The organism is Leptospira ainazelensis, from assembly GCF_016918785.1.
In the GTDB taxonomy this organism is placed as follows: domain Bacteria; phylum Spirochaetota; class Leptospiria; order Leptospirales; family Leptospiraceae; genus Leptospira; species Leptospira ainazelensis.
In genome coordinates, this window is sequence record NZ_JAFFPT010000014.1 from 114,692 (window position 1) to 138,847 (window position 24,156).

Annotated in this window: 21 protein-coding genes; 14 read left to right on the forward strand and 7 right to left on the reverse strand. The window is 43.5% G+C overall.

Features of this window, described 5'->3' with window-relative positions:
* Positions 1-85 precede the first annotated feature (85 nt).
* The 5 genes from JWG44_RS04365 to JWG44_RS04385 are packed head-to-tail and all read left to right on the forward strand — an operon-like array spanning position 86 to position 7,696.
* Positions 86-2,938, forward strand: a complete 2,853-nt coding sequence (locus JWG44_RS04365) for a BamA/OMP85 family outer membrane protein (RefSeq protein ID WP_408611877.1) — start codon at positions 86-88, stop codon at positions 2,936-2,938.
* A gap of 2 nt (positions 2,939-2,940) precedes the next feature.
* Positions 2,941-5,136 (forward strand): ATP-dependent helicase, encoded by a 2,196-nt coding sequence (locus tag JWG44_RS04370; RefSeq protein ID WP_205273759.1) that lies wholly within the window; start codon positions 2,941-2,943, stop codon positions 5,134-5,136.
* A gap of 57 nt (positions 5,137-5,193) precedes the next feature.
* Positions 5,194-5,634 carry an LIC11625 family surface-exposed protein gene (locus JWG44_RS04375; protein WP_205273736.1) on the forward strand — a complete coding sequence of 147 codons (441 nt, stop codon included), beginning with the start codon at positions 5,194-5,196 and terminating at the stop codon, positions 5,632-5,634.
* 25 nt (positions 5,635-5,659) lie between these two features.
* On the forward strand, positions 5,660-6,505 hold the full coding sequence (locus JWG44_RS04380) for a 3'(2'),5'-bisphosphate nucleotidase CysQ (RefSeq protein WP_205273737.1): 846 nt from the start codon (positions 5,660-5,662) through the stop codon (positions 6,503-6,505).
* A gap of 15 nt (positions 6,506-6,520) precedes the next feature.
* The gene (locus JWG44_RS04385; protein ID WP_205273738.1) at positions 6,521-7,696 is read left to right on the forward strand and encodes a glycosyltransferase; all 1,176 of its coding nucleotides are present in this window, start codon (positions 6,521-6,523) and stop codon (positions 7,694-7,696) included.
* Here JWG44_RS04385 and JWG44_RS04390 read toward each other — a convergent pair.
* A complete protein-coding gene (locus JWG44_RS04390; RefSeq protein ID WP_205273739.1) occupies positions 7,671-8,081 on the reverse strand; it encodes a hypothetical protein in 411 nt (136 codons plus the stop codon). The genes JWG44_RS04385 and JWG44_RS04390 overlap by 26 nt on opposite strands.
* Positions 8,082-8,169: 88 nt before the next feature.
* Here JWG44_RS04390 and JWG44_RS04395 point away from each other — a divergent pair, with 88 nt between their 5' ends.
* From JWG44_RS04395 to JWG44_RS04405, 3 genes are all read left to right on the forward strand, one after another.
* Positions 8,170-8,667, forward strand: a complete 498-nt coding sequence (locus JWG44_RS04395) for a TlpA disulfide reductase family protein (RefSeq protein ID WP_205273740.1) — start codon at positions 8,170-8,172, stop codon at positions 8,665-8,667.
* Positions 8,668-8,828: 161 nt separating this feature from the next.
* On the forward strand, positions 8,829-10,874 hold the full coding sequence (locus JWG44_RS04400; protein ID WP_205273741.1) for an AMP-dependent synthetase/ligase: 2,046 nt from the start codon (positions 8,829-8,831) through the stop codon (positions 10,872-10,874).
* A gap of 96 nt (positions 10,875-10,970) precedes the next feature.
* The gene (locus tag JWG44_RS04405; protein ID WP_205273742.1) at positions 10,971-11,657 is read left to right on the forward strand and encodes an LIC11631 family protein; all 687 of its coding nucleotides are present in this window, start codon (positions 10,971-10,973) and stop codon (positions 11,655-11,657) included.
* On the opposite strand, the gene ptsP is transcribed toward JWG44_RS04405, so the two are convergent.
* From ptsP to JWG44_RS04420, 3 genes are all read right to left on the reverse strand, one after another.
* Positions 11,654-13,396, reverse strand: a complete 1,743-nt coding sequence (gene ptsP / locus JWG44_RS04410; protein ID WP_205273743.1) for a phosphoenolpyruvate--protein phosphotransferase — start codon at positions 13,394-13,396, stop codon at positions 11,654-11,656. The two genes, JWG44_RS04405 and ptsP, sit on opposite strands and share 4 nt — an antisense overlap.
* A 141-nt stretch (positions 13,397-13,537) precedes the next feature.
* Positions 13,538-14,443: a UDP-3-O-acyl-N-acetylglucosamine deacetylase gene (gene lpxC / locus JWG44_RS04415; RefSeq protein ID WP_205273744.1), complete on the reverse strand. Its 906-nt coding sequence runs from the start codon at positions 14,441-14,443 to the stop codon at positions 13,538-13,540.
* 298 nt (positions 14,444-14,741) lie between these two features.
* A complete protein-coding gene (locus JWG44_RS04420) occupies positions 14,742-15,410 on the reverse strand; it encodes an SDR family oxidoreductase (RefSeq protein ID WP_205273745.1) in 669 nt (222 codons plus the stop codon).
* Positions 15,411-15,497: 87 nt separating this feature from the next.
* Between JWG44_RS04420 and JWG44_RS04425 the strand changes: the two genes are divergently transcribed.
* From JWG44_RS04425 to JWG44_RS04435, 3 genes are read left to right on the forward strand one after another with little or no spacing between them, the layout of a single operon-like run.
* Positions 15,498-16,163 (forward strand): TIGR00266 family protein, encoded by a 666-nt coding sequence (locus tag JWG44_RS04425; RefSeq protein ID WP_205273746.1) that lies wholly within the window; start codon positions 15,498-15,500, stop codon positions 16,161-16,163.
* A 15-nt stretch (positions 16,164-16,178) separates the two neighbouring features.
* Complete coding sequence (locus JWG44_RS04430) at positions 16,179-16,853, forward strand: TIGR00266 family protein (protein ID WP_205273747.1); 675 nt, start codon at positions 16,179-16,181, stop codon at positions 16,851-16,853.
* 12 nt (positions 16,854-16,865) lie between these two features.
* On the forward strand, positions 16,866-17,549 hold the full coding sequence (locus JWG44_RS04435; protein ID WP_118982882.1) for a TIGR00266 family protein: 684 nt from the start codon (positions 16,866-16,868) through the stop codon (positions 17,547-17,549).
* Positions 17,550-17,670: 121 nt separating this feature from the next.
* On the opposite strand, the gene JWG44_RS04440 is transcribed toward JWG44_RS04435, so the two are convergent.
* A complete protein-coding gene (locus tag JWG44_RS04440) occupies positions 17,671-18,258 on the reverse strand; it encodes a YceI family protein (protein ID WP_205273748.1) in 588 nt (195 codons plus the stop codon).
* A 750-nt stretch (positions 18,259-19,008) separates the two neighbouring features.
* On the opposite strand from JWG44_RS04440, the gene JWG44_RS04445 reads away from it, so the two are divergent.
* The gene (locus JWG44_RS04445) at positions 19,009-19,326 is read left to right on the forward strand and encodes a hypothetical protein (RefSeq protein ID WP_205273749.1); all 318 of its coding nucleotides are present in this window, start codon (positions 19,009-19,011) and stop codon (positions 19,324-19,326) included.
* A gap of 414 nt (positions 19,327-19,740) precedes the next feature.
* Here JWG44_RS04445 and JWG44_RS04450 read toward each other — a convergent pair whose 3' ends face one another.
* Both JWG44_RS04450 and JWG44_RS04455 read right to left on the reverse strand, forming a co-directional pair.
* Positions 19,741-21,060 carry a radical SAM protein gene (locus tag JWG44_RS04450; protein WP_205273750.1) on the reverse strand — a complete coding sequence of 440 codons (1,320 nt, stop codon included), beginning with the start codon at positions 21,058-21,060 and terminating at the stop codon, positions 19,741-19,743.
* 6 nt (positions 21,061-21,066) lie between these two features.
* A complete protein-coding gene (locus tag JWG44_RS04455) occupies positions 21,067-21,231 on the reverse strand; it encodes a hypothetical protein (protein ID WP_205273751.1) in 165 nt (54 codons plus the stop codon).
* 11 nt (positions 21,232-21,242) lie between these two features.
* On the opposite strand from JWG44_RS04455, the gene JWG44_RS04460 reads away from it, so the two are divergent.
* Together JWG44_RS04460 and JWG44_RS04465 are read left to right on the forward strand one after the other, a co-directional pair.
* Positions 21,243-22,448, forward strand: coding sequence for a PQQ-dependent sugar dehydrogenase (locus JWG44_RS04460; protein WP_205273752.1), 1,206 nt, complete (start codon positions 21,243-21,245; stop codon positions 22,446-22,448).
* A gap of 99 nt (positions 22,449-22,547) precedes the next feature.
* Positions 22,548-23,726: a lipoprotein LipL45 gene (locus tag JWG44_RS04465; protein ID WP_205273753.1), complete on the forward strand. Its 1,179-nt coding sequence runs from the start codon at positions 22,548-22,550 to the stop codon at positions 23,724-23,726.
* Positions 23,727-24,156: the final 430 nt, after the last annotated feature.

The window sequence follows — 24,156 nt, forward strand, 5'->3', positions numbered from 1 at the left end:
TTTCGCGGTTTGATTCTGTAAGCAAATATCTGGTGGCTCAGTCTTTAACTTGAAACGAACATTTTCCCTCATTCTGAAAGGATCCATCCTAGCCATCCTATTCGGACTTTTATTCTATTCAGGCGAGCTGACTCAACTTCTTTCGAAACGAAGCGATTATCTGGGAAAGGTGATCAAAGAAGTAAAATTCAAAGGGAACAAAAACACTCCTGATAGCGACCTGGAATCGATGATCGATTTGCGGGTTGGAAAACAACTCACGAAGAAAATTCTAGACAAGGATTTAAAAACTCTTTTTAATTCCGGATTTTTCTACTTTGTGGATATCCAAGCCGAAGAAATGGGCGACGGGGTTCGTATCGTAATCGAACTCAAAGAAAGACCGCGCGTAAAGGAAGTGGAATTCGTCGGAGCCGACGAAGTTTTTCCCGCGGACTTGAGGGATAAACTTCCTCTCAAAGACAACGAGGTCATCACTCCTCAAAAAATTACGAAGTCTAGAGATCTTATCTTACAAAAATACAGGGACGAAGGTTTTTTTCTCGCTTACGTAAAAGTGGAGTTAGGAAAACCGGATCCGAAAACAAATCTCGTTCGAGTTCGTTTTATCATCGACGAAGGGGAAGAAATTCCGGTTTCCAAAATCAACGTCTATGGAAACGAATCCGTAGAAACCTCCGAACTTCTTTCCGTAATGGAAATGAAAGAGGAAGGGGTTTTTGAGGGTGGAAATTTCAAAGAGTCCTCTTTCGAAAAAGATAAGGATACGATCGTAGCCTATCTCAAGAGCAAAGGATATCTCGACGCGGAACTCATGCGGGAAGGAACCAACTGGGAAATCCACTGGGAAAACCCTGAAAAAAAAGATCGAAGGGTCATCATCGTAAATATCAAAGTTGCGGAAGGCCAGGTTTATTTTTTCAACGGCTATACCCTCAATCACGATAAAACCTTGGACGCAGACGGAAGACCTCTTTTCTTAAACAAAGAAAACAATCCTCCCGAAACCCCCAAAGAAGAATTAAAACCTCTTCTTCCCGTCAAAGAACTGGAGAAAAATTTAGACTATAGCGACGCGGACGTTGGAGTTTTGTTCGACGAAACTCGTTTTATGCGGGATCGGGGGACGATGAACGAACTCTACAGTTCGAGGGGATATCTTTTCGCCCAGGTGATTCCTCGTAGAAAGGTCATCTCCCTGGATCGGGAAAATATAGAATACTACGAAAACTGTTATACCCGTAAAACGGACGAAGAAAGAAAAATCTGCGAGACCGAATACGCGCAACTTCATATCAAACGTCTCAGACAACTCTATAACACCAAACCCGAGTTACACGGTAAAAAATTCGTTCACGTTGATTTTAATATCCGTGAAAACAATTTGGCTTATGTAGAAAACGTAGTCATCAAAGGGAATAAAAAAACTCAAGATCGTGTGATCCGAAGAGAGTTGCTCTTCAAACAGGGTGACCTTTTTAATTCTTCTCTCGTAAACCGTTCTCGGGAAAGAATCTACAACCTAGGTTATTTTAAAGAAGTCAACTTCAACATGAGACCGGGTTCGGATCAAACCAAGATGAATTTAATCATCGAGGTTCTCGAACAACCGACCGGAACCGTTTCGATGGGGGGTGGTTACGGAACGATCACCGGATTTTCGATCTTTACCGAAGTCGGAGAAAATAACCTAAACGGAACCGGGCAAAAAATTTCGGGAAGAATCGAGTTTGGTCCTTACCGAAGATTGTTCCAGGTGACATGGACCGAACCTTGGCTCTACAACAAACCTTGGTCTTTGTCTCTTTCTCTTTTTTATTCTTCTAGAATTTACAACGTCGGTGCGGTTTCGATTACGGAGAACAACAACCAGCAGTCGATCAAAGAACAAGCGATCTATTCTCGGGACGGCGTGGGGTTTACGGTCGGGATCGGGCATCGGATCTTTATCAACTGGACCCACTTCCACCGATATTCGCCGAGTATTTACGCTTCTACAAATCCTTCTTCTCTCGTTTCCGATCAGGTTCTCGCCGAGGTTCGCCGAGGCTGGCAATTCCGTTCCCAAGTTTCAAACGGCCTTGCCTATGATATTCGAGACAACGTTTTTAATCCGACTCAAGGATACGACCTTCTTTTTCAAGTGGATAACGTTGGGCAGTTGTTAGGCGGTCAGTCTCATTTTGACCAGTATCGTATTTTAGCCGAATACTATCACACTTGGTTTGATTATAGTTTTTTTGGACTTTTTCGAAACAACGCGCTTCGTCGATGGAGAGTCGTTCAGGAATTTAGAAGTTCTTCCCTTTTTACGTTTCAAAGAGTTCCGGCTTACGGAAAACAGGATCCGATTCAGAATCCATACATCCAGTTGCAGGACTTACAATTTTTAGGCGGTTACGAATCCCTTCGCGGTTGGTTTTATAACGACGCAAAATATCCGACGGAATGGAGGGACGGGGCCGCGAGTCGAATGATCTTTGGGACGGAACTTCGTTTCCCGATCGAACCGAGCCTGCTCTGGCTCGTCACTTTTTTTGACGCGGGAGCCCTCTACGAAGAAGTCAACCGCGCTCAAGGTGTTCGAAGAGATCTTTTTACGACGTATGACCAAAGAGTATTGGAAGCCCAACAAAGAGATCCCGTAGGATACGCACTTACGAATTCTTACAACCTTACGGCTCTTCGAAAAGCGGATTATACCTATGAAGAATTGAACAATCCTGCTAATCTTGTTCTTTCCGGAAACAATGTTGCCTTGGATAAATTTCGATTCTCTTGGGGGGTGGGGTTACGGATTCAAATTCCGGTTCTTCCCCTTCGAATCTACTTTGCGCAAAAGTTGAAATATACGGGTGTCCCGGATCATCCTTTTACAAAATTCGATTCGGACAACGCGTTTCAGTTTGTCTTCGGGATCGGAGACTACAGGTTTTGACCGTGGACCCTCTTCTCGAAGGTTTAAACGAAGAACAAAAAAAAGCCGTTCTCCAAGTTTCCGGTCCTGTTCTGATCTTAGCCGGAGCCGGCTCGGGTAAAACGCGGGTTATCACTCATCGAATCGCAAACCTTCTCATCAATCACGGGATCGATAGAATCTGCGCGGTAACTTTTACGAACAAAGCCGCCGCCGAAATGCAGGAAAGAGTCAGACACCTCGTTCCATTCTTACCGGCCAATCTTCAGATCAAAACGTTTCATTCTCTTTGTCTTTACATCTTAAGAAGAGAAGCTTCCTTTTTCGGATATACGGGAGGTTTCACCGTTTACGATACTACGCTTCAAGAATCGCTTCTCAAACAGGTTGTGAAGGATCTTTCTCTCGATCCGAAATTCTACAAACCTTCGATGCTCGGAAATTATATCAGCGGTTTGAAAGATAAGATGTTATCTCCGGAAGCCTATCTCGAGAAAGAAGGAAGAACCGATTTTTCAAAAAACGTTTCCGCTATCTACAAGGAATACGAAAAAAGAAAGGACGCGAGTAAGGCTTTCGATTTTGGAGATCTCATCTGGAAGACGGTTCAACTTCTGCAAAAATCTCCGGACGCGCTTTCTAAGTATCGTCACAAATGGGAATACGTCATGGTAGACGAGTATCAGGATACAAACAAGGTCCAATACGAACTCGTAATTCTTCTTGCAGGAGAAAAGAAAAATCTCTGCGTCGTGGGCGACGACGATCAATCGATCTATTCCTGGAGAGGCGCCGATATCGCGAACATTCTCAACTTCGAAAAGGATTTTCCGGAATCCGTAGTCATCAAACTCGAAGAGAATTATCGTTCCTCCTCCAATATCATCCTCGCCGCGTCACGCGTCATTTCGAACAACACACAACGTAAACAAAAGGAAATTTTCACTAACAATCCGAAAGGTTCTCCCGTGATTCTGACCGAGTTTCAGAACGAATCCGAAGAGGCACACGGAGTGATTACGCGAATCCGTTCGGCGTATTCTTCCGGAACCGAATATAAGAATATTGCAATATTCTACAGAACCAATTCTCAGTCTAGATACTTCGAAGAGGCCCTTCGAAACATAGGGATTCCCTATAAAATTTTCGGAGGTTTCCGGTTTTTCGACCGTGCTGAGATTAAGGATTTTATCGCGTATCTAAACGTAGTATCGAACCCGGTGGATTCGGTTTCTCTTTTACGAATCGTAAACTATCCTCCGCGCGGAATCGGTGATTCCGGGATCGACAAAATCCGGGAATTTTCGCTGGAAAAAGGAATTTCACTTTTGGAAACCTTGGGAAGAGAAGAGATCCCGCTCAAAAAAGCCGCAAAGGCGAAGGGAAAAGAACTCTTTCATCTCTTTAGCGACCTTATAGAAAAAACGGAGAAGGGTTCTTCTCCTTCCGAAATCGCATTAGAACTTTTGAATCGTTCCGGTCTCATGTCCTATCTCAAAGAGGAAGGAACTGAAGAATCCATCGCTCGTCTGGAAAACCTTCAGGAACTCGTAAACTCGATCGAAGAATACGAGAAAAATTCGGATTCTCCTTCCTTGGAAGAATATCTCAATCAGATCAGTCTTCTCACAAGCGAAGAGGACACAAAGGAACTGACCGACTACGTAAATCTGATGACGGTGCATAACGCGAAAGGTCTTGAGTTTCAGATCGTCTTTTTATCCGGTCTGGAAGAGGGGACTTTTCCTCATAGCATGAGTTTGGAAGATTCCCATTTTGGAGACGAAGAGGAAAGACGCCTCTTTTACGTCGCTCTTACCCGCGCTCGGAAAGATTTGTTTTTGAGTTTTTGCCGAACTTCGCGCAAATTCGGAAAGATCGAGGATCGGATTCCTTCCCGATTTTTAGCGGAGGTTCCAAAAGAATGTTTTGGAGAACAGCAGTTTGGCGCTCGGGAAAGGACCGCGAGAAGGCCGCAGGGGCCGCCCCTTGCTTCCAAGGTTCGCGATGTAGAGGAAGAATTCGATTCCGGTTTTTCAGAACCTCCGTCTCCGGACAATCTTCGACTCAAGGCGGGAGATCGGGTAAAACACAAACAATTCGGGATCGGCACGATTTTAACGGTTTCAGGAAAAGAAAAAAATACGAAGGTGGCGATTCGATTCGGAAACGTGGAGAAGAACTTTTTTGTTGCCTATACCCCGCTCGAGAAATTATAAGGAAGGGGTAAGTTTACTTTCCCGAAATCCGATACTAGTAGCAGACAGGAAACCCAGATGAAGAAAATATTCGTGATATCCCTATTGCTTCTCACTGCCTCTTCCGGTATTTACGCCGGAAAGTCCCAAGGTGTTGTGGAAGAGTTTAACAAAGTAGAAGAATTTAACAAAAACATCAAAATTTCGGACGCATTCAAAAAAGCGACCCTCGAAAAAAATCTCCTCTCCGCCGTAAAATACACCCTCCATCATAGATATCTTGAATACAAGGAAATCACAAAGGATCTCAATGTGGAAACGATGTTGTATGAACCTCAAAAGGGAACTTACACCGTCTATGTGAAATATAAGAAATTCCTTTTTTTCTATAGTTACAAAATGGATCCTGAAATCTATCTTCAAACTCCTGAAAACGAAGTCTTTTATATCCGCCCGGAAAACTTGGACGATCCCCACAAAGAAAGCGCCGCCACTCCCGAAGTTAAACCCGGTAAGTGATTCTTTTTTACTGAGTATTTTCTTTTTGGATTCGATTCAATATCTCCAGCCCGCCGTAAATTCCGTTCTGGAAGCGGGCAAAATCGTATTAGAAATCTATAATTCGGATTTTAAGGTCACGGATAAGGGCGGAAACGACCCCGTGACCGAAGCCGATCTCAAGGCGGGCGCTTTAATCGCCGAAATTCTTCAGTTTACAAATATCCCCGTTCTTTCGGAAGAGGATCAGGAAAGAAAGGATATATCCTCGCTTCCTTCCGCTTGGATTTTGGATCCCATCGACGGAACCCGAGAATTTGTTCATAAGAATCCGGAATTTGCGATCAGTCTCGGTTTGTCGGTTCAAGGACGAGCCGTCCTTGGCGTGATCTTAAATCCGGTTACGGGAGAATTGATTTTTGGAGACGAAAGTGTGGGAGTGGATTATCTGAAATTTGCGACGATCCCGGATTCTTACAAAATCGATTCGAAACGATTTTCAAAAAAATTACTTTCTCACACGCCCGTAAAAACCGTTCTCATTTCGAGGACCGAAGAAAGGGACGGACTTTTTAACCAGGATATGCTTCCTTCCGATTGGAAATTTTCAGCGATGGGTTCGATCGCTTACAAACTTGGGCTCGTGGCTGCGGGTATCGCTTCGATTTCGGTTTCCCTCAAACCGAAAAACGAATGGGACGTTTGCGCCGGAATCGCGCTTGTAAGAGCATCGGGAGGATCCGATCTCGAAATTCAATCCGCCGAGCCGTTTCGGTTTCAAAGCGTTTCCGGGAGAGGAGAAGGTTTGATCGCCGGTCACTCCGAATCCTTGGATCAACTCTGGAAAAATTCGAAAACTTACTTTCAGTCCAGCCTGACGGACTGGAATTGATTCGCCAAAAATTCTATGAGAAAAAAAGAATATTCGAATGCTCCGATTCAGAAGATCAAAATCGGCGTAGACGCAAGACCGTTTTCCACTCCTGTTTCGGGAGTGGGAAAGATGATTCACAGCGCGCTTTTGGATCTGGGAAAGGATCCTAGTTTTGAATTTTATCTTTTCTCTCACAGGGATCTTCATCCCAGTTATTCCGATCTTTTAAAACTTCCGGGGATTCGATTTATCAAAGGTGAAGGATTTCTTTCCAAAAAAGGAGGAATCTATTTTGCGATTGCTCTTCCTCTCCAACTTCGAAAGATCCAACTCGATCTTTTTTGGGGAACTCAACAGGTTTTTCCTCCGTTTCTTTCCAAAAACACCGCTACCGTTCTGACTTATAACGATCTGGTAGCGTATCGTTTTCCGGAAACTATGAGAACCCTCGCGAGGCTCCAGCAAAAATTTTATCTTTCCCGTTCCATTCGCCGCGCGGACAAACTCCTTCCGATTTCGGAATCCACAAAAAACGAGGTTGCTGAATTTTTTCACATTCCATTCGAAAAGATGCAAGTGGTTTATCCGGGGATAGAACTTTCCGAATTCCAGGGTTTTCTTAAGAAAAAACCCGGAACTCGCGTCGATTCGCTTCCCAAAAAATACTTTCTTTCAGTATCCACGGTCGAACCCCGTAAAAATTATTCGTTCTTGTATAAGGCTTATTTGGAATATTCAAAATCCGTAAAGCCGAGTCAAAAGTTTTCCTGGGTGATCGGAGGAAAGGCCGGTTGGGAAGATCCGGAATTTATCGAGACGCTCCGAAGCGATCAGAGCAAAAAAATCGGAATCCACTGGATTGAAAGTCCGACCGACGTGGAACTCGCGCACATGTACAAAAAGTGTTCTTTGTTCTTATTTTCTTCATTATACGAAGGATTTGGAATTCCTCTTTTAGAAGCTCTCAGTTTACAAAAACCGGCGATCGTTACCGATCTTTCCGTTTTTCGGGAAATCGGAGGAAATCGGATTCAGTATTTAAAATTGGAACAGGATCTTTGGGTGAAAGCGCTTCTTGATTTTTCTAAAAAACCCCATCCGGGTAAAAAGGTGGATCTTCGAAAATTCTACCGGAGCGCCGCCGCAAAGACGATCGCGGATCAAATTCGTGAAGTTCTAAAATCTAAAACCATTTCCTCCAGCCGCTAAGTCTGGAAAGCGTTCCTGAAAATTCCAAACCGATCTTAGAATCGATTTGAAGATGAATTCTTTTTCGATCCAAGGGTTGGAGTCGAACCGTAAATTCTTCTTCTCCATTCTTAAAACTCAAATAATCCGGTAAAAACTCGAGAGTATTCTTTTTAGAATTTCCATTCAAAGGAATTGTAAGCTCTTTAGCGGTTTCTTTTCCTTTCAAAAGGATCCGGATCCGATTTTCTTGGAGTTCCAGTTTCGCTTTCCGAATGGTTTCGGAAAAATAAGGTTCTTTAGAAGCGGGGGTCGAGATCATTCCGGAACCTCCGAAACGATCCGTTTTTAGATACGTTGAGAATTCTTCCGGACCTGAAAAGTAATTGTAAAAGACTGGATTCACTGGCGTGGTCCCAGTTTGAAAGAACGTCGTAAGCTGGAAAGATTTTTTCCATTTACATTCTTTTCGATTTTGGGAGAATGCTTAAGAGATGTTTCTCACACGTTGTTTTTTTCTTCTTCTCTTATTTTGGATCTCCGCCTGTCATTCTTCGAAAGAAGAATCGGTTCTTTATAAACTCAAACTGACCGACTTCGACGGTCGATTGACAAGTCTTCAGGAATACAAGGGAAGGGTTTTACTCTTAGACGTTTGGGCTTCTTGGTGTGAACCTTGTAAGGATGCGGTTCCGGTCTTAGAAAAACTTTCCAAAGATCTGCAAGGTAAGAATGGGATTCTTTTGGGGATCAACACCGAGCCGGACCTCAGCAAAGACGAACACGTCCAAGCGGCTCGGGAATTCGGGATTACCTATCCATCCTTTGTGGACCGAGATTTTGAATTGATAAACGAATTTAAGGTAGAAGGTCAACCGGCGCTCCTCGTATTTAGCGTCTCCGGAAAACTTTTGAAAATTCAGTATGGAATTCAAGAGAGAGACTACCCAAAACTCCGAGCCAATTTTTCAAATTGGTTCACTGCACCATAATATTGTATAACACGGTAAATAAATAAGACCTTCTCGAAAACGATCCAAAAAAAAGGGTTTATTTCTTAGGTTCCCTATTTAATTTTGAATCCTTGCCGGCAGGATCTTGCCGGAATCCCTAAGTTGTATTAAACTAAAGATATCAGGAGTGAATGAGTTTCATGGCGGAAAACTTAGCCCAGCTATTTCGTGAATCTGCGGAAAAATTCCGGGACCTACCGGCCTTTTTCTCGAAAGATTCCAAGAAGGAATATTCTCCAACTACGTATGGTCAGTTGTACGAACAAGGTATCAATCTTGCGGAAGCCTTGGTCGAATTAGGCGTTCAACAAAGACAAAGAGTCGGTTTGATCGCGGACAATCGTATCGAATGGATCATCGCGGATTATGGTGTGATCCTTTCGGGAGCCGCAGACGTTCCTCGTGGAACCGATATTACAGATTCTGAAATTGTTTATATTCTCAATCACTCGGAAGTGGAAGTCGTTTTTATCGAAAACGATAAGATGCTCGAGAAGTTTAACAGAAACAAATCTCAGCTCAACAACGTTAAAACCATCATCATGATGGATCCTACGAGCACGGCTCCCGGCGTTTTAAAAATGCAGGACCTCATAGACAAAGGGAAAAAACTGAGAGATGGCGGATCCAAAAAAGCGGAAGAAAGAATTTCAGCGATTCAAGCCGAAGATCTTTTTACTTTGATCTACACTTCCGGAACTACAGGACTTCCAAAAGGTGTTATGTTGAAACATTCCAACATGATGCACCAGGTAAATTATGTAAGCCCGATGCTGAATATCCAGCCGAGCGCTCGTCTTCTTTCCATTCTTCCGATTTGGCACGTTTTCGAAAGAGTAGTCGAATACGTTTGTCTCGGACTTGGAGCGGCGACATACTATACTAACGTTAGAGATCTTCGTCAGGATTTGGCGACGGTAAAACCTACGTTTATGGGTTCTGCGCCAAGACTTTGGGAAAATATCTACAACGGAATTTATACAAGAATCAACGACCCGGCTCAGACTCCCGCGATTCGAAGAGGGCTTTTCAAACTTGCATACTTTTTTTCAAGCAAGAAGAATCAAGCGGTTCGCTTTTTGAAAGGAGTTCAAGTAGACTATCGTGGAAGAAATCCGATCAAGTCGTTCTTTTACGGAACGTTGATGTTCATTCAATTTCTGTTGACCGGACCTTTTACTCTGACCGTCGTCGCAGGCGCGTTAGGCGCATATTTTGCGGGAACGGATTTGTATTTTCTGAGTTCTCCGCTGTATACGGTTGCGGGTCTTGCAGTTCTTTTGAACAGCTTTACTCTGGATAGAATCGTTCTGGCAAAGATCAGAGCGGCTACGGGTGGACAACTCAAAGCTTCTATCTCCGGTGGGGGCGCTCTTCCTAGACACGTTGACGAATTTTTTGGAAACATCGGAATCAACGTTTTAGAAGGATACGGAATGACTGAAACTTCTCCCGTAATTTCAGTGAGAACTTTCGAAAAACTCATCATCGGATCTGTAGGGGTTGTGGTTCCAAAAACGAGACTCCAGATTCGAAACGATAACAACGTTGTTCTCACCGAGATCGACGAAGAAGGCAAAATTTCCCAAGGAAAACTCGGTCAGAAAGGGGTAGTCTTTGTCAAAGGGCCTCAAGTGATGAAAGGGTATTTCAAAAACGAAGAGGCGACTTCCAAGGCGATCCAAGACGGCTGGATGAACACCGGCGATATGGGGATGATCAACTTCAAAAAAACCCTCACTCTAACGGGGCGTGCGAAAGATACCGTCGTTCTTTTGGGTGGAGAAAACGTGGAGCCGGTTCCGATCGAGAACAAACTTCAGGAATCCGCTTATATCAGCCAGTGTATGGTAATTGGTCAGGATCAGAAAAATTTAGGCGCGATCATCGTTCCGGATTTCGAAAAGCTTCAAGAATGGGCGAAAGAAAACGGAATCAACGAATCGAGCAACGAAAAGCTGATCGAAAATCCGAAAGTTTACGACCTCTTTAGAAAAGAGATCAAAGCTCTCAACAATACCAAAAACGGATTCAAATCCTTTGAACAGGTGACTCCTTTTATCATCATCTCCAAACCTTTTGAAGTGGGTGAAGAGTTGAACAATATGATGAAAATGAAACGTCACGTGATCACTGAAAAATACATCGACAGGATCAAAAAAATCTATTCTACAAACCAAGACTAAAATTTTCCGATCTTTCGAATTTCAAAGGCCAGCCCTCAAAAGCTGGCTTTTTTATTTCTTCGGAGAATCCGGCCGGGTACCGATATAAAAGAATATATGGCCGGCACTCAGAAACAACTCCGGAAATCCTCCGTATTTTCCCCCTCGGGGCACGGAGATTTATACGCACTGGACAATCTTTATCTTTCTCCGATGAGAGAAAACGAGGTCTGGAACTTTTCCCAGGTATTACAATTCTCGCCATACAATCTGGGTTTTCTTTGTATACGTTCGATTCTGACCGCAAATCTTTCGAAAAACCCGATCACCGTCGGTGGTCTCACCCCCGGTTTTGTAAGAGGCCTTTCGAAAATCGGCGGGTTTGAAAACTGGAAACAGTTTAAGACTGAAGGTTTTGTCCCGAGAGTTGTAGGAAAAGAATTTCCCCTTTCGATGAATTCTGAAATTCATCCTATACTCAATCCTGCGCTGGCTTCGTACGAAAAGGAATTGTTTGAAGAATGGAATCCAAAAGCGGTTTCCATTTTTGGGACTTGGGAGAATCAGGAAATTCTGATGACCGGAGTTTCTCTTCCCGAAGACGAAAAAAATCTTCCTAAACTTTTAAAGGATCTGATCCAAAGTCTTTCCGGAACCTGCGGAAAGTTCTATCTTCGGACGGATAAACATTCTTATCTTTGTTTGAAAAAGGATAAGGACACATTGGGTCCGGTTTTCTTTCAAGAGAAGGAAAAGGTTTGGGATTCTTTCGTCTTTCTGATTTTGGAACGGGAAATTTCTTAACTCAAATGTTTGCTAAAGAGGAAGGCTTCGATGTTTTCGTAGTTTTCTTCTTCCGAAAGTTCGATGATCTTTTTGACCAGGGTTCCCGCTTGGTGCAAGGATATGGAACGGATGATCTTTCGAATCGGATTTAAGAATGGGATCGAAACAGAAAGATCCCGAATTCCGATACCGATCAAAAAAATCGTAAAGTTCGTGTCGGACGCGAGTTCTCCGCAGATTCCCAAAGGTTTGTCGTAATCCCTTGAAACTTCCACGATCCGAATCAGCGCTCGTAAAAAAGCGATATGATAGGGATTGTAAAGAGACGATACGTGGATATTATTTCGATCCACCGCCATGATATATTGCAGAAGGTCGTTTGTTCCCACCGAAAAAAAATCGGCTTCTCTCGCGATCAAATCCAGTGCGGAAACCGCGGCTGGGGTTTCGATCATCACGCCTACTTTGATCTTCTTGTTAAACTTCTCTTTTTGAACGCTGAGTTTACGTTTACATTCTTCCAAAAGTTCCCTGGTTTTGACGATCTCGGCGGGACCGGTGATCATCGGGAGAAGAATACTTACGTTTCCAAAAGCGGAAGCTCGTAAAATCGCCGTTAGTTGTTCTCCGAACCATTCCGGATTGGAGAGAGAATACCGGATCCCTCTGTTTCCTAAAAACGGATTTTCCTCTTCTTCTCCGGTCGAAAATTTGTCGGCTCCGATATCGAAGGTGCGGATCGTGACCGGTTTGTCTTCCATTCCTTCGGCAATCGCTTTGTAAGCTCGGAATTGTTCTTCTCCGGAAACGTTACTGTCTTGGTATTTTAAGAATAGGGATTCGCTTCTAAAAAGACCGACCCCTTCGGCGCCGGAACGAATCGCTTGTTCGCAGTCGAGTTCGGATTCTAAATTACATTTGATCTTGACCCGGATTCCGTCCTTGCTTACGGCTCTGGTTTTTTTGGTCCCACTTTCTTCCACCGGATAGGTGGAGGAAAAGCCGTAGTATTTTACCTCTTCCAAAGTCGGAAATCTTATAACGTTTCCGACTTCCGCATCCAAAAAGATGAACTCGTTGTCGCGTACATGGGAGGAAAAATCTTTCAAACCCACTACCGTCGGAATTCCGTAGTTTCTGGCAAGAATCGCCATGTGGCCCGTCTTTCCACCGAGGTCGGTTGCGATTCCTCGAATCCTCGTTTTATCCATAAGAATCATCTGGGAAGGAGTGAGTTCTCTTGCGACCAAGATAAGATCCTCTTTCAAACCGGATAAAAAAGAATCTTCCTCTTTTTTTCCCGCGATAAATTCGATCAATCGATTCGAGACGTCGTGAAAATGATCCACTCTTTCTCGGAAGAATTCATTCTCCATCGCGCGGAACTTTTCGGTGATTTCATGGGTTACGTTTTGAACCGCGAGGATCGCGTTTTCTCCCAGATCCAAAATTCTTTTTTGAACCGAAGTGGAAAGACTCGGATCGGAACAGATCATCGCCTGCGTTTCTAAAATTTCCTGCACTTCTTTGTGGTCGGGGCCTGAGGATTCGACAGATGTGATAAGGATGCGAAGGCTTTCTAGGCTTTCTTCCAAAGCCGTTTTAAACTTTTCGATTTCTTCTTCTTTTGCGGATTCGTGGACATAGGTCCCGGTTAGGATCGTATTCCTTTTTTTTCCGGTTTTGAGAACCTTACCGTATAGTTTACCCGGGAAAGCGGTGATTCCGGTAAAAACTGTCCGTTTGGAGGGGATCATTTATAAAGTTGATTTCCGAGTAGAAACTCGACTACAGAATTCTCGAAAAGAAGAATCTGACAATTCTTTTCTGAAATGGGGAAAGCTTGGATCACCTCAGCCTCTTTCAAAAGAGGCTTGTATGGCAAAGATGGGAGATTTTTAGACGATCGCGGCTTTTCTTTTGAAAAGTGGAGTTCTTCGGCTTTTGTATTTGCTGATCTCGTCTCCGGTCACGCTGCTCATGACAAGTTTTGCCATGGAGATATCCAAAGCGTGTCCCGCCTTGGAAGCCAGATAGTGGCCGATAATCGGACGTCCCGCGATCGAAATGTCTCCGAAAAGATCCAAGATTTTATGACGCACACATTCGTTTTCAAAACGGAGCTGCTGGTTCAAGTAACCGTCCTGTGTGAGCACGATTGCGTTGTCCAAGGATCCACCCATCGCCAATCCTCTGGCTTGTAGCGCTTCCACATCTTTTAAGAATCCAAAGGTTCTTGCCGGGAGAATCTCTTGTTTGATCTTTTCTCTGTCGAGTGCGATCGTTATACTTTGTCCTTTGAGAAGAGGGTGATTGAAATCGATTGTGTAAGTTACCTTGAGTTCGTTGCTCGGAAGAAGCACAAGATACTTGTCTCCGTCCACGACCCAAAGCGGGTTTTGCACATAAATCGGTTCTACGGTTTCCGGATATTCAACGATTCCGGCGGATTCGAGGGCTTGTAAGAATGGGAGGGAGGAGCCGTCCATGATCGGCACTTCTACGGCGTCGATTTCCAGGATCAGATCGGTCAGTCCTAAAGCATAGACCGCAGCCAGGAGGTGTTCTACGGTCTGAATTTTATAAAGTCCGTCTCCGAGCGTGGTCGCGTTGCTCGTGTCGACAACATTGCTCAGTTCGGCCGGGATCGAGGCTTTTTCCTGCCCTTTACGGTATTCAAAAACGATTCCCGTGCCGGACGAGGCGGGGTGGGCGACTAAGTTTACTTCCTTTCCGGAATGAAGCCCGATGCCCTTGATTCTAACTGTATCCTGTATGGATCTTCTATATATAGTTTCTTTCATAGTTGTGCATTTTCGATTTTCCAACTGGATCCTTACTCAAAAGACATCCGGCGGAGCGTCGAAGTTCGCTTTTCGTATTCCAAAGAACCCAATTCTACCGAAGTTTTCGGTTTTGTTGGAACTCCTTTTATCCCTATATAAGCAAGGTCTATGCCAAAGGGTGTATTAAAAGCTGTTTTTTCAGGCTAACCAGAGCGGGTTTACGACCGGATGCGACATAATTTGAAATAAATTTCTGACAAACCGTCTCTTTTCTGCAACAGTGTATCTACTCGGACACAGGTTATTGTCCCATCGATCACCAAAGCAATTCTTCTCCATTCTGATGAAAGAATTTGCCGGAATTGGAAAGATTGAGAGTTTCAATCCGTTCCGCCAAACCGACTACACTTTCTTCCGGAGAAATTCCTTGTCTTCCGGTCATTTCCGTGGCCACCATTCCCGGATGAAAGATACCCACGGAGATTCCTTTAGGGGAAAGATCACGCGCAAGACTGACCGCGATCGCATTCAAGGCCGCCTTGGAGGCGCGGTATCCATAGTAAGAGCCGGATGTATTGTCCGCGATGGATCCCATTCTACTTGTTAGAAACACAAGTTTGGAATTCGTTTTGAGAGAAGGAAGAAGTGATCGTACGATTTTTAACGGTCCGAGTGCATTGACTAAAAATTGAGTGACGATATTGTCTTCGTCGAGGGTTTGCAAATTGTCCGGAATCAAAATCCCGGCGTTGTTGATCAAAATATCGATCTTTGTATCCAGGATTTTCGAAGTCAAACCTTGGATCGAATTTGAATTGAGAACGTCGATTCCTTCGATAATACGAGCCGGTTTTAGACGAACGAGTTCGGCGGAACTCTTTCTGCAGAGCGCAAACACTTGATCTCCCTTTGAGAGAAAGTGTTTTGTAAGTTCCAATCCAATCCCTCGATTTGTTCCAGTGATGAATACGTTTCTTTGTGTCATAGTGTGACTCCAATGTAATTTTCGGGATTCCTCCTGAAAACACTTTTCGATTGACGTTTGAGTCAATTTATTTACATTGCTGCTTCTATGAATTACGAGATCATCCACAAACCTTCGTATTCTTTTCTAAAAGTAAAATTGTCACCCGGTGAAACCATCAAAGCCGAAGCAGGCGCGATGGTCTATATGACCCCCGGGATAGACGTTGAAACCAAAATGGGAAGCGGTTTTTTTTCAGCGCTCTCCAGGCGATTTTTCGGCGGAGAATCTTTTTTCTTTAATGTCTTTAAGGCTCCAACTGCGGGCGCAGAGATCGGTTTTGCACCCGAATTGCCGGGAGACGTAGTCGGAATCGACCTTACCGACAACGGTCTTCTCGTCGAGGCAGGAGCGTATCTCGCCTCGGATGAAACGATCACGATGAAACCCAGATTCGGCGGTTTACGTTCTTTTCTCGGAGGAGAAGGTGTGTTTCTTTTGGATGTTACCGGAAACGGAAAACTCTTTTTGAATTCTTACGGGGCCATTCTTCCGATCGAAGTACAAGGAGCTTACACGATCGATACAGGTCACATAGTAGCTTTCGACAAAACCCTTCAGTATAAAATCGCAAAGGCTGGAGGAAGTTGGAAATCCACTCTCTTCGGCGGAGAAGGTTTGGTGATGGAGTTTACCGGTCACGGAAAAATTTTGATTCAGACTCGGGTTCCATCGGGATTTTTATCCTGGCTGACGGGACTCCTTCCTCAATAAGGAAAAGGTAATATTATGAATATTGAAATTCTTAGCAAACCATCGTATAGTTTTGCAAAGGTAACTCTAAACGGCGGAGAATCGATCAAAGCCGAATCGGGTTCCATGATGTCTATGAGCACAGGGATCACGATTCAAACTCACAAGGCTCAACAAGGCGGATTCTTAAAAAGTTTAAAGGCCGCCTTCCTTGGAGGAGAATCCTTTTGGATGAACACGTTTACCGCTTCTTCCGGAAACGGAGAAGTTTTACTCGCGCCAACTCTTCCCGGAGACGTGGATAAGATCGAGCTTGCCGGAACGGTTTTTGTTCAATCGAGTTCCTTTCTTGCTTCTTCTCCTAACATCGAGATGGATACGAAGTTCCAGGGTCTAAAAGGATTTATCAGCGGAGAATCCTTATTCTTCTTAAAACTTTCGGGCAACGGACCTCTTCTCATTTCCAGTTACGGCGGAATCGACGTTCTCCAAGTCGACGGTGAAATGATAGTGGATACGGGTCATATCGTCGCGTTCGACGAAGGTTTGAACTACGAGATGACCAAGTTCGGAGGTTGGAAGTCTTTCTTTTTAGGCGGAGAAGGATTTGTAGCCCGGTTTAAGGGAAGGGGAAGAGTTTGGATTCAATCCAGAAACGTTCCTTCTTTAGGAAGTTGGTTTAGAAATCAACTGCCTCCGATCAAAAGATAAGGAGAATGAATCGTGAAACACGAAATATTACTAAAACCTGATTTTCCAATCATTCAAGTGGAATTAGAAAACGGAGAAACGATCCGCGCCGAATCCGGGGCGATGGTCGCTATGAGTCCTACCGTAAAGATGGCTACAAAAGCCGAAGGTGGAATCTGGGCTTCCGCCAAACGCGCGTTACTCAGCGGAGAATCCTTTTTCCAAAACACGTTTAAGTCGGAAGGCGGAACCGGAACTCTTTTTCTGACAAGTCAGACCCAAGGCGATATCGAATACCGTAAGATGAAAGGAGAAGAATTGATCCTCAGCCGAGGCGCTTACGTCGCCGGTTCCGAGTCCTTGGTCATCGACAGCAAATGGGGCGGATTCAAAGGTTTCTTTTCCGGAGAAGGTCTTTTCTTTTTAAAGGTGAGCGGAGCCGGAGATCTTTTCTTTTCGAGCTTTGGCGCGATTCATACGATCGAAGTCAACGGTCAATACACCGTGGACACCGGTCATATCGTAGGTTTTGAAGGGACGTTAAACTATACGATCCAAAAGGTCGGAGGTCTAAAGTCTTTGTTTTTGAGCGGGGAAGGTTTGGTCGCGGTGTTTTCCGGGACCGGTAAACTTTATATCCAATCAAGAAATCAAAACGCATTTGCCGGTTGGGCGAACCAGTGGAGAAGGGTGGAAAAATCCTCTTCTTCCAGTTAATTCTTTTTGAAATCAACCTCCCTTGTTCGGTTCATGGAAAAGGGAGGTGGATTCCGAAACAAATTTAGAAAATCAAGTTTTTTGAATCTATTTTTGAACGATTCAAAAATAGATTTTTCTTTTATTCCGCGACTGCTTCGCCTTCGATTTTTATCGATACTTCTTCTCCAACCAGAACTCCGCCCGTTTCCAAAGCCTTGTTCCAAGTCAGACCGAAATCCTTGCGGTTGATCTTTGTTTCCGCTTCGAAAGCAAAGTGAACGGTTCCCCAGGGATCTTTTGCGGAACCGTTAAAAGTTACGTTCAAAACTACCGACTTAGTAACACCTTTGATCGTAAGATCGCCCGTGACTTTGGAAACCGATCCTTTTTTGACAGTAGCCTTTGCGGACTTAAACGTGATTGTAGGAGTTGTTTCCGCGTCGAAGAAGTCTTTTGATTTTAGATGTCCGTCTCGTTTTTCATCGTTTGTAAAGATGGAAGCTGTCTGAATCGTAACATCCAGACCCGTAAGCGCTCCGGTTTTTTCGTCAAAGCTGAAATTCCCTTGGAATTCCTTGAAAGAACCGGGAACATTGTTTAAGCCAAGATGCCTGATTTTAAAACCGACGGAAGTATGCGACGGGTCCAGTTTAAAATTCCCCGCTTGAAGTCCCGTTAGGGAGATTAGAATCAAAAGAAACGTTAAAGAAATTTTTCTCAAATTCATTAAAAAAGCTCCTTACCCGTAGAACGGATATATAAGCTTAGAATCTTTTTTCTCTTTGGAATTTCAATGTGTTTTCTAAAAATTCCTTATGACGGAATCAAACACAATTCTTTATGCAAAAAATACAAGCGACGAAACAAGCGTTCTCGAAAAATCGGAATCGATAAGAGTGGAGGATCGTCTGGATTCTTTCCTCCGTATAGTTCTATAAAAAAATCGAATTCAATTTTTTTAATTTTTCAGCGTTATCATTCGAAAGGAATCAAAATGGGTTACTATTCACAAAACATTATCACCAATTTTGAGTAAGGTTCCAACAAAGATCTTATCGCGGAAATGGAAAACTTTTTTCGGATTGCAAACGTAAAAGAATTCCGATCCGATTTTCAAAGCATCGTCGCACAAGTGAATTGAAGTAAATCCGTGAGAGAATACGAACGTTATTATTTCGACCCTTTTTCCCGCGATTTTCTTGTCCGAAAGGAAAAAATTGGTTCAAGATATTTTTTCCATTCTACCGAATACGATTTCCATACATCTTGATGGAGCGTCGGGGGCAAAACAGTTGGTAAATCATGTAGAACCTCCTACAGAAAAGAAATAAACGGAGCCGATTGCGAAAAATGGATATGGATCGGTCGTTGTCAGGTTTAGGTAATTGCCGCAATACGGAGATCCCCTATAGACGGAATCTTTTTTTGGAGTAAACTGAACCCAGTCTTCGAGACGAATGACAAGGGAGGCTTTCCTATGAAAGCGAACGCAAGGTCCATGGGTCCAGTGGTAGGGATTTTTAGTTTTCTCATTTTTTTGGGGATGAGTTGTCAGCCGTATCTTTATAGAAGCTACAACGACTGCGGATCAAACTATTCGGGAAATTGCGACGGTTATAGGAGTTATTCTTCTCCTTATGGATATCAAAATCGCGGCTACTATCCGAACTATTATCGAAATCCTTCCTACAATACGTTCGGAACTGGAAACGGAGGGGGTTATCATCACAACCCAATGCACATTCCTTCGGGGAGATTTCACAATCTTGGTCGTCCGAGTCGTTGGAAACTTTAGAGGAAGGGGTTTGGTTTCGCGTAGCATCTTTCGTAGAGTTCCTATGTTTGTTAATTTTTGAAGAATTTTGAATTAGAAAAGAGAGTTAATTTTCGTCGTAGATCCGTTAGGCGTAGCTTCGCCGAAAAATACTACCAAATGAACTCAGAACCGATCCCAAAATCCTAAACTGTGGGAACTCTCACCGATTTTGGATAAAAAGAACAATAGAACTGCAACAAAAATTGATGAGACGTAATTTGTAGGAACTCACACAGGAAGATTCGAATTTTATAAAACCGGATTCTTTCTTTTTCGAGGCTTTGGGACAGGCTCTTACTGTCTGCGGAGGGCAAAAAGGGAACCATTGAACTTATCTTTTTAAGAATATCGACAAGTCCGAATTTTCTCTCGAAGCGCAAACTCTGAAAAATCTCAGTTTCTTCCTTGATAACCGATCACATCCATAAAAGCCGAAACCGAAAAAACCGCCTTTCCGGGACCGGGTTCTCCGTAACCGGGAGGAACCGGTAGATTATACTTTTCGAATGTAGCTTTCCAGACAGTCAAAAGTTCGCAGAAATATTCGAGAGGAGGACCGGCTTGCGTTCCTAAGGTCGTGTACGGTTCGGGGCACCAGGCCGTAAACCGAGGCATAATACCTTTGGACATAAAGAAGTCGAGACCTTCACCGGTAGAAGCGATCGCTTCCGCTACTGTGGCAAAACCGTAAGGTTTGGAAAGTTCTACACCGCCCACAAAGTTTGGGATCACGTAAGAAGGACCGAAAACTTCCGCAGAATCCACAACTCTTCGAATCCAGTTGTCTCTTCCGATATAAGCTTCTTTTCCCGGGCAAATTTTTTGAAAAAGATTTTTATCCCAGACTTCGTAGTTGGGATGATAGACTTGGATTCCCGCGTCCTTAAACTTCTTACAATCTTCGATTTCCCAAGCCTGAGAAACGATCTTTCCCATCCACCTTCCGGGAAATCTGGATTCGATCGCCTGGGCGTAATCCAAATAGAAATCGATTTCGTTCTTTTTTTTCAAAGAGGTGATCACACTTCCGCCCGTGATCGTATAAACTTTTGCGGTCTGGTCTTCCGAGTCGATCCAGGATAAAACTTCTAAGATATCTTCTATGTCTTTTACACCCGTGTATGGTCTTCCTGCGTTCTTCTGTTGACGATAGTTATGATTGATATCGCAATAAGCGCATTCTTCTTCCTTACCGAAATACTGGCAGTTTCTAAAAACGGTAAGATAGATGAGATATCCCCATTCGATCACGGGAGCGATTTCACCGGGAAGTTTTCCGTTTTGAGTTTTGTGTCGATACCAAGCGGGAAGAGGAGGGAATTCCACGTTTCCTAAAAACGTTTCCCCAAGATAAAGGGCCGGTTTTCCATCCTGCGATTTTTTGACTTTGTATGGAGAATTCGGATTGTTTCTCGTAGAGATGATCGTTGGAAGAAGATTGAAATGACCTCCCGAAATTTTGATTTCCTCGGGAGCTTTTACATCGGCGCCTTCACTCAATTCAGAAAGTGGAATATGATCAAAAGAGAATATAAAGTAATCCTTTGTTTTGTATTCGCCCGTAACTTCGAAGGCTTCTTTGAGAAAGTGAATTCCTTGTCTCAGAATGTCTTGTTTTACGATCGCTTCCATCGGAATCGATTTGTATTTCCTCTCCATTTCTTCTAGGAGGGGAATGGTAGAACTTTGGCGGATTGAATCTGTAGCTTCCATCTCTAATTAGACAATCTTCCCGGAGGAACCGAAATTACACGCAGTTTTTTGAGAAAGAAACGTAGGTTTTGCTTCGATTTGAGCTTCCTTCTTTTTAGAAAGAGAGGATTCGATCCGAAAAGACCTCATTCGATTTACGAAATCCTGTTGACCGACCAGGATGTAAAACATAGGAAAGAAGTATGTTTTTTAAGAATTTCGGAATGAAAGTTTTCCTTTTCCCCATTTTATTCTACGTTTTCCTTTCCGGCGTTTCACTCATTTCAAAAACCAAAATCCCTCCTTCCAAAAATTCTCCCAAAGAATCCAAACTTCCCGCGGTTCCTTGGTATTCCCAGGTTGCAGGCGGATTTCAAGAGCCGACGGACATTCAATTCTTTCCAGGCGATTCCAACCGTATGATTGTTTTAGAAAAACGCGGTAAGATGGTAGAATTTGACCTAACAAAAAAACAAAAAACGATCCGAGCGGATTTTACGGGTCAGATCGAAACACTTTCAGAAGAAGGACTTCTCGGACTTGCGTTTTCTCCCGAATTTGCAAATGATTCCAGATTTTATGTGCACGTGGTCGTAAAGGAAAACGGGAAAGATCATTCTAAGATTTTAGAATTTGAATGGAAACAGGATTCCATTCTCAGAATTGAAAACGCAAAACGAACCGTTTTGAAAGTGGAACAACCGTATTCCAATCACAACGGAGGTCAGATCGCATTTGGACCTGATAAAAAACTCTATATCGGTTTTGGGGATGGGGGCGGGGCTAATGATCCTTATAAAAACGGACAAAATCCGGCTACCTTTCTCGGAAAACTCCTTCGAATCACACCCAATTCGAAAACTTCCGGCGCTCCTTATAAGGTCCCGGAAGACAATCCTTTCCTAAACAAACCCGGATTCTTACCCGAAATCTGGGCGTATGGTCTGCGAAATCCTTGGAGATTCTCCTTTGATTCCGTTACGGGAGAACTTTATCTGGCCGACGTCGGACAAAATTCTTTTGAAGAAATCGATCTGATTCAAAAAGGGGGAAACTTTGGATGGAATCTCAAAGAGGGCTTTCACTGTTTTAAATCGAATCCGGATTGTTCGTTACCCGGAATCTCCGACCCGATCCACGAATACCCCCGAGACGACGGGCATTCTATCACTGGAGGATATGTGTACAGAGGAAAAGAACTCCCAAAATTGTTAGGTTCTTACGTCTATGGCGACTTTGTTACGGGAAGAATCTGGATTTTAAGGCAGAAAAACGGGAAAAAAATATCCAATGAGCTTTTATTTCGAACCCCCGTCCAAATTAGCACATTTGGACAGGACGGAAACGGGGAAGTCTATTTTGCCGATTTTGGTTCAGGAAATATCTTGCGTTTAGTAAAAAAAAATTGAAAGAAATGGAAAAACCGATTATGTTGCCTGTTGAGTAACATAGATAGAGGCTGCCACCACCGCAGTCCTGTTATCAATCCAATCTTAAGGAAAATGGGTATGAAGAAGCTATTAATCGTTTCCTCCATCGTTTTGACCGCCGGAATTCTGGTGTTCAGCGCATGCAAGAAACCTACCGAAAATTCCCAGGCAGCCACTACTGGTAAAGAAAACAGTCCCTCGGCTGTAGTTGTTTTCAGCGTTGGAGAAGCAAAAATTCTTCACACTGATTTAACGGAAGAAAAAGCGACTTTGGGCGCGAGTTTAAAAACCGGCGACAAGGTAACTACAAAAGAAAAATCTAAAGTTGATATTCAATTTGCAGACGGATCCGCGATTCGTATCTCTGAGAATTCCGTAATCGACTTTGATGCGCTTTCGATCAACTCGAAAGGAAACTCCGACACAAGACTCGCTCTTGTTTCCGGAAAAGTTTTCGCGAAAGTGAACAAAGCTTCCAAAGAAGATCAGTTTTCCGTGGTTACTCCAACCGCGATCGCTGGTGTGCGCGGAACTTCCTTTATCGTAGAGAGATCTAAATCCGACAAAGCGACTGTAAAGGTGTTAGACGGATCGGTTGCAGTAGCTCCTCGCGTTGCAGCTCTGGAAGGAATGAGCGACGAAGAGATTTCTAAAAACGAAGATCTGAAAAAGATTCAGCAGTCTCTTGCTTCTTCTGAAATCGTTCTCGAGAAAAATCAAGCTTCCGTAATGAAAGCGGATGATAAATCTCTGGATATCAAAGATACTTCCAAAATCGGATCTAACGTAGAGAAAAACATCTCAGGCGTTGTTAAGAAAATGGATAATTCCGGAATCTCCAAAAAAGACGAAGAAGAATTGAGAACAATCGTAACCGTAGACAAAGAAACTTCGGAAAAGATGGTTCGTATCAATGAAGAATCTTCCGGAAAAGTGGACGAACAAAAAGCGGCGGCTCTTGAGTCTGAAAGAAAGAAACTCGAAAGTGAAGTAGCGTCTCGTCAAGAAGATGAAGCAAAGAAATTCAAACAAGTGCTGATTTCTACTCCTAAAGAACTGAAGTCCAGCAAAGACATCGTAAACTACTACGAAAGAATCGAAAAGATCATCATGACTGACGGTTCTTCTTTGATCGGCGCGATCGTTGATCAACAAGGATCCACTATGATCGTTCATACCGAACAAGGTATTAAGAAGATCAATCAAGCGGATGTTCAAGAAGTGATTTACGACTTCCAAACGAAAGCTAAATTCTGATAACAGAGACTGAACCTGAAATCAGGTGGAAAAAACCCGGGTGTAAAAACTCGGGTTTTTCTTTGTACGGACAATTGTTTACTTAAATTAATTCGAACAAAACGGGAGGACGTTCGAGGGAAAGAACGTTTGTCAATAACGCCGATCGTTTGAATTCTTACCTACAAGTTGGAAAACTATGTGCATTCGACAAGATCCCAGTAGACATTTTGTAGAAGCTCCTACAGTTAAGACTTTGTCCCTGCAAAATTATGATTTTCTGATAAAGCAAAGTCACCTGGGATCTTCCATCCCCCAAAAAAATTCAGTTAGTAGCTTCCGATAGACAGCTTGCACTCAATGCACCGCTCTCTAGCATAACCTTACCCACAAGTTAAAAAAGCGATTTCGAATCAGGGCGATCCAATCAAAATTTTTGTAGGAGTTCCTA

Excerpts from the sequence above, each read along its gene's own strand:
- JWG44_RS04400 (WP_205273741.1), top strand. The coding sequence starts at position 8,829 with ATGGCGGAAAACTTAGCCCAGCTATTTCGTGAATCTGCGGAAAAATTC.
- JWG44_RS04440 (WP_205273748.1), bottom strand. The coding sequence starts at position 18,258 with ATGAATTTGAGAAAAATTTCTTTAACGTTTCTTTTGATTCTAATCTCC.
- JWG44_RS04445 (WP_205273749.1), top strand. The coding sequence starts at position 19,009 with ATGAAAGCGAACGCAAGGTCCATGGGTCCAGTGGTAGGGATTTTTAGT.
- JWG44_RS04425 (WP_205273746.1), top strand. The coding sequence starts at position 15,498 with ATGAATTACGAGATCATCCACAAACCTTCGTATTCTTTTCTAAAAGTA.
- JWG44_RS04385 (WP_205273738.1), top strand. The coding sequence starts at position 6,521 with ATGAGAAAAAAAGAATATTCGAATGCTCCGATTCAGAAGATCAAAATC.
- ptsP (WP_205273743.1), bottom strand. The coding sequence starts at position 13,396 with ATGATCCCCTCCAAACGGACAGTTTTTACCGGAATCACCGCTTTCCCG.
- JWG44_RS04420 (WP_205273745.1), bottom strand. The coding sequence starts at position 15,410 with ATGACACAAAGAAACGTATTCATCACTGGAACAAATCGAGGGATTGGA.
- JWG44_RS04455 (WP_205273751.1), bottom strand. The coding sequence starts at position 21,231 with ATGTTTTACATCCTGGTCGGTCAACAGGATTTCGTAAATCGAATGAGG.
- JWG44_RS04460 (WP_205273752.1), top strand. The coding sequence starts at position 21,243 with ATGTTTTTTAAGAATTTCGGAATGAAAGTTTTCCTTTTCCCCATTTTA.
- JWG44_RS04430 (WP_205273747.1), top strand. The coding sequence starts at position 16,179 with ATGAATATTGAAATTCTTAGCAAACCATCGTATAGTTTTGCAAAGGTA.
- JWG44_RS04395 (WP_205273740.1), top strand. The coding sequence starts at position 8,170 with ATGTTTCTCACACGTTGTTTTTTTCTTCTTCTCTTATTTTGGATCTCC.
- JWG44_RS04450 (WP_205273750.1), bottom strand. The coding sequence starts at position 21,060 with ATGGAAGCTACAGATTCAATCCGCCAAAGTTCTACCATTCCCCTCCTA.
- JWG44_RS04405 (WP_205273742.1), top strand. The coding sequence starts at position 10,971 with ATGGCCGGCACTCAGAAACAACTCCGGAAATCCTCCGTATTTTCCCCC.
- lpxC (WP_205273744.1), bottom strand. The coding sequence starts at position 14,443 with ATGAAAGAAACTATATATAGAAGATCCATACAGGATACAGTTAGAATC.
- JWG44_RS04465 (WP_205273753.1), top strand. The coding sequence starts at position 22,548 with ATGAAGAAGCTATTAATCGTTTCCTCCATCGTTTTGACCGCCGGAATT.
- JWG44_RS04375 (WP_205273736.1), top strand. The coding sequence starts at position 5,194 with ATGAAGAAAATATTCGTGATATCCCTATTGCTTCTCACTGCCTCTTCC.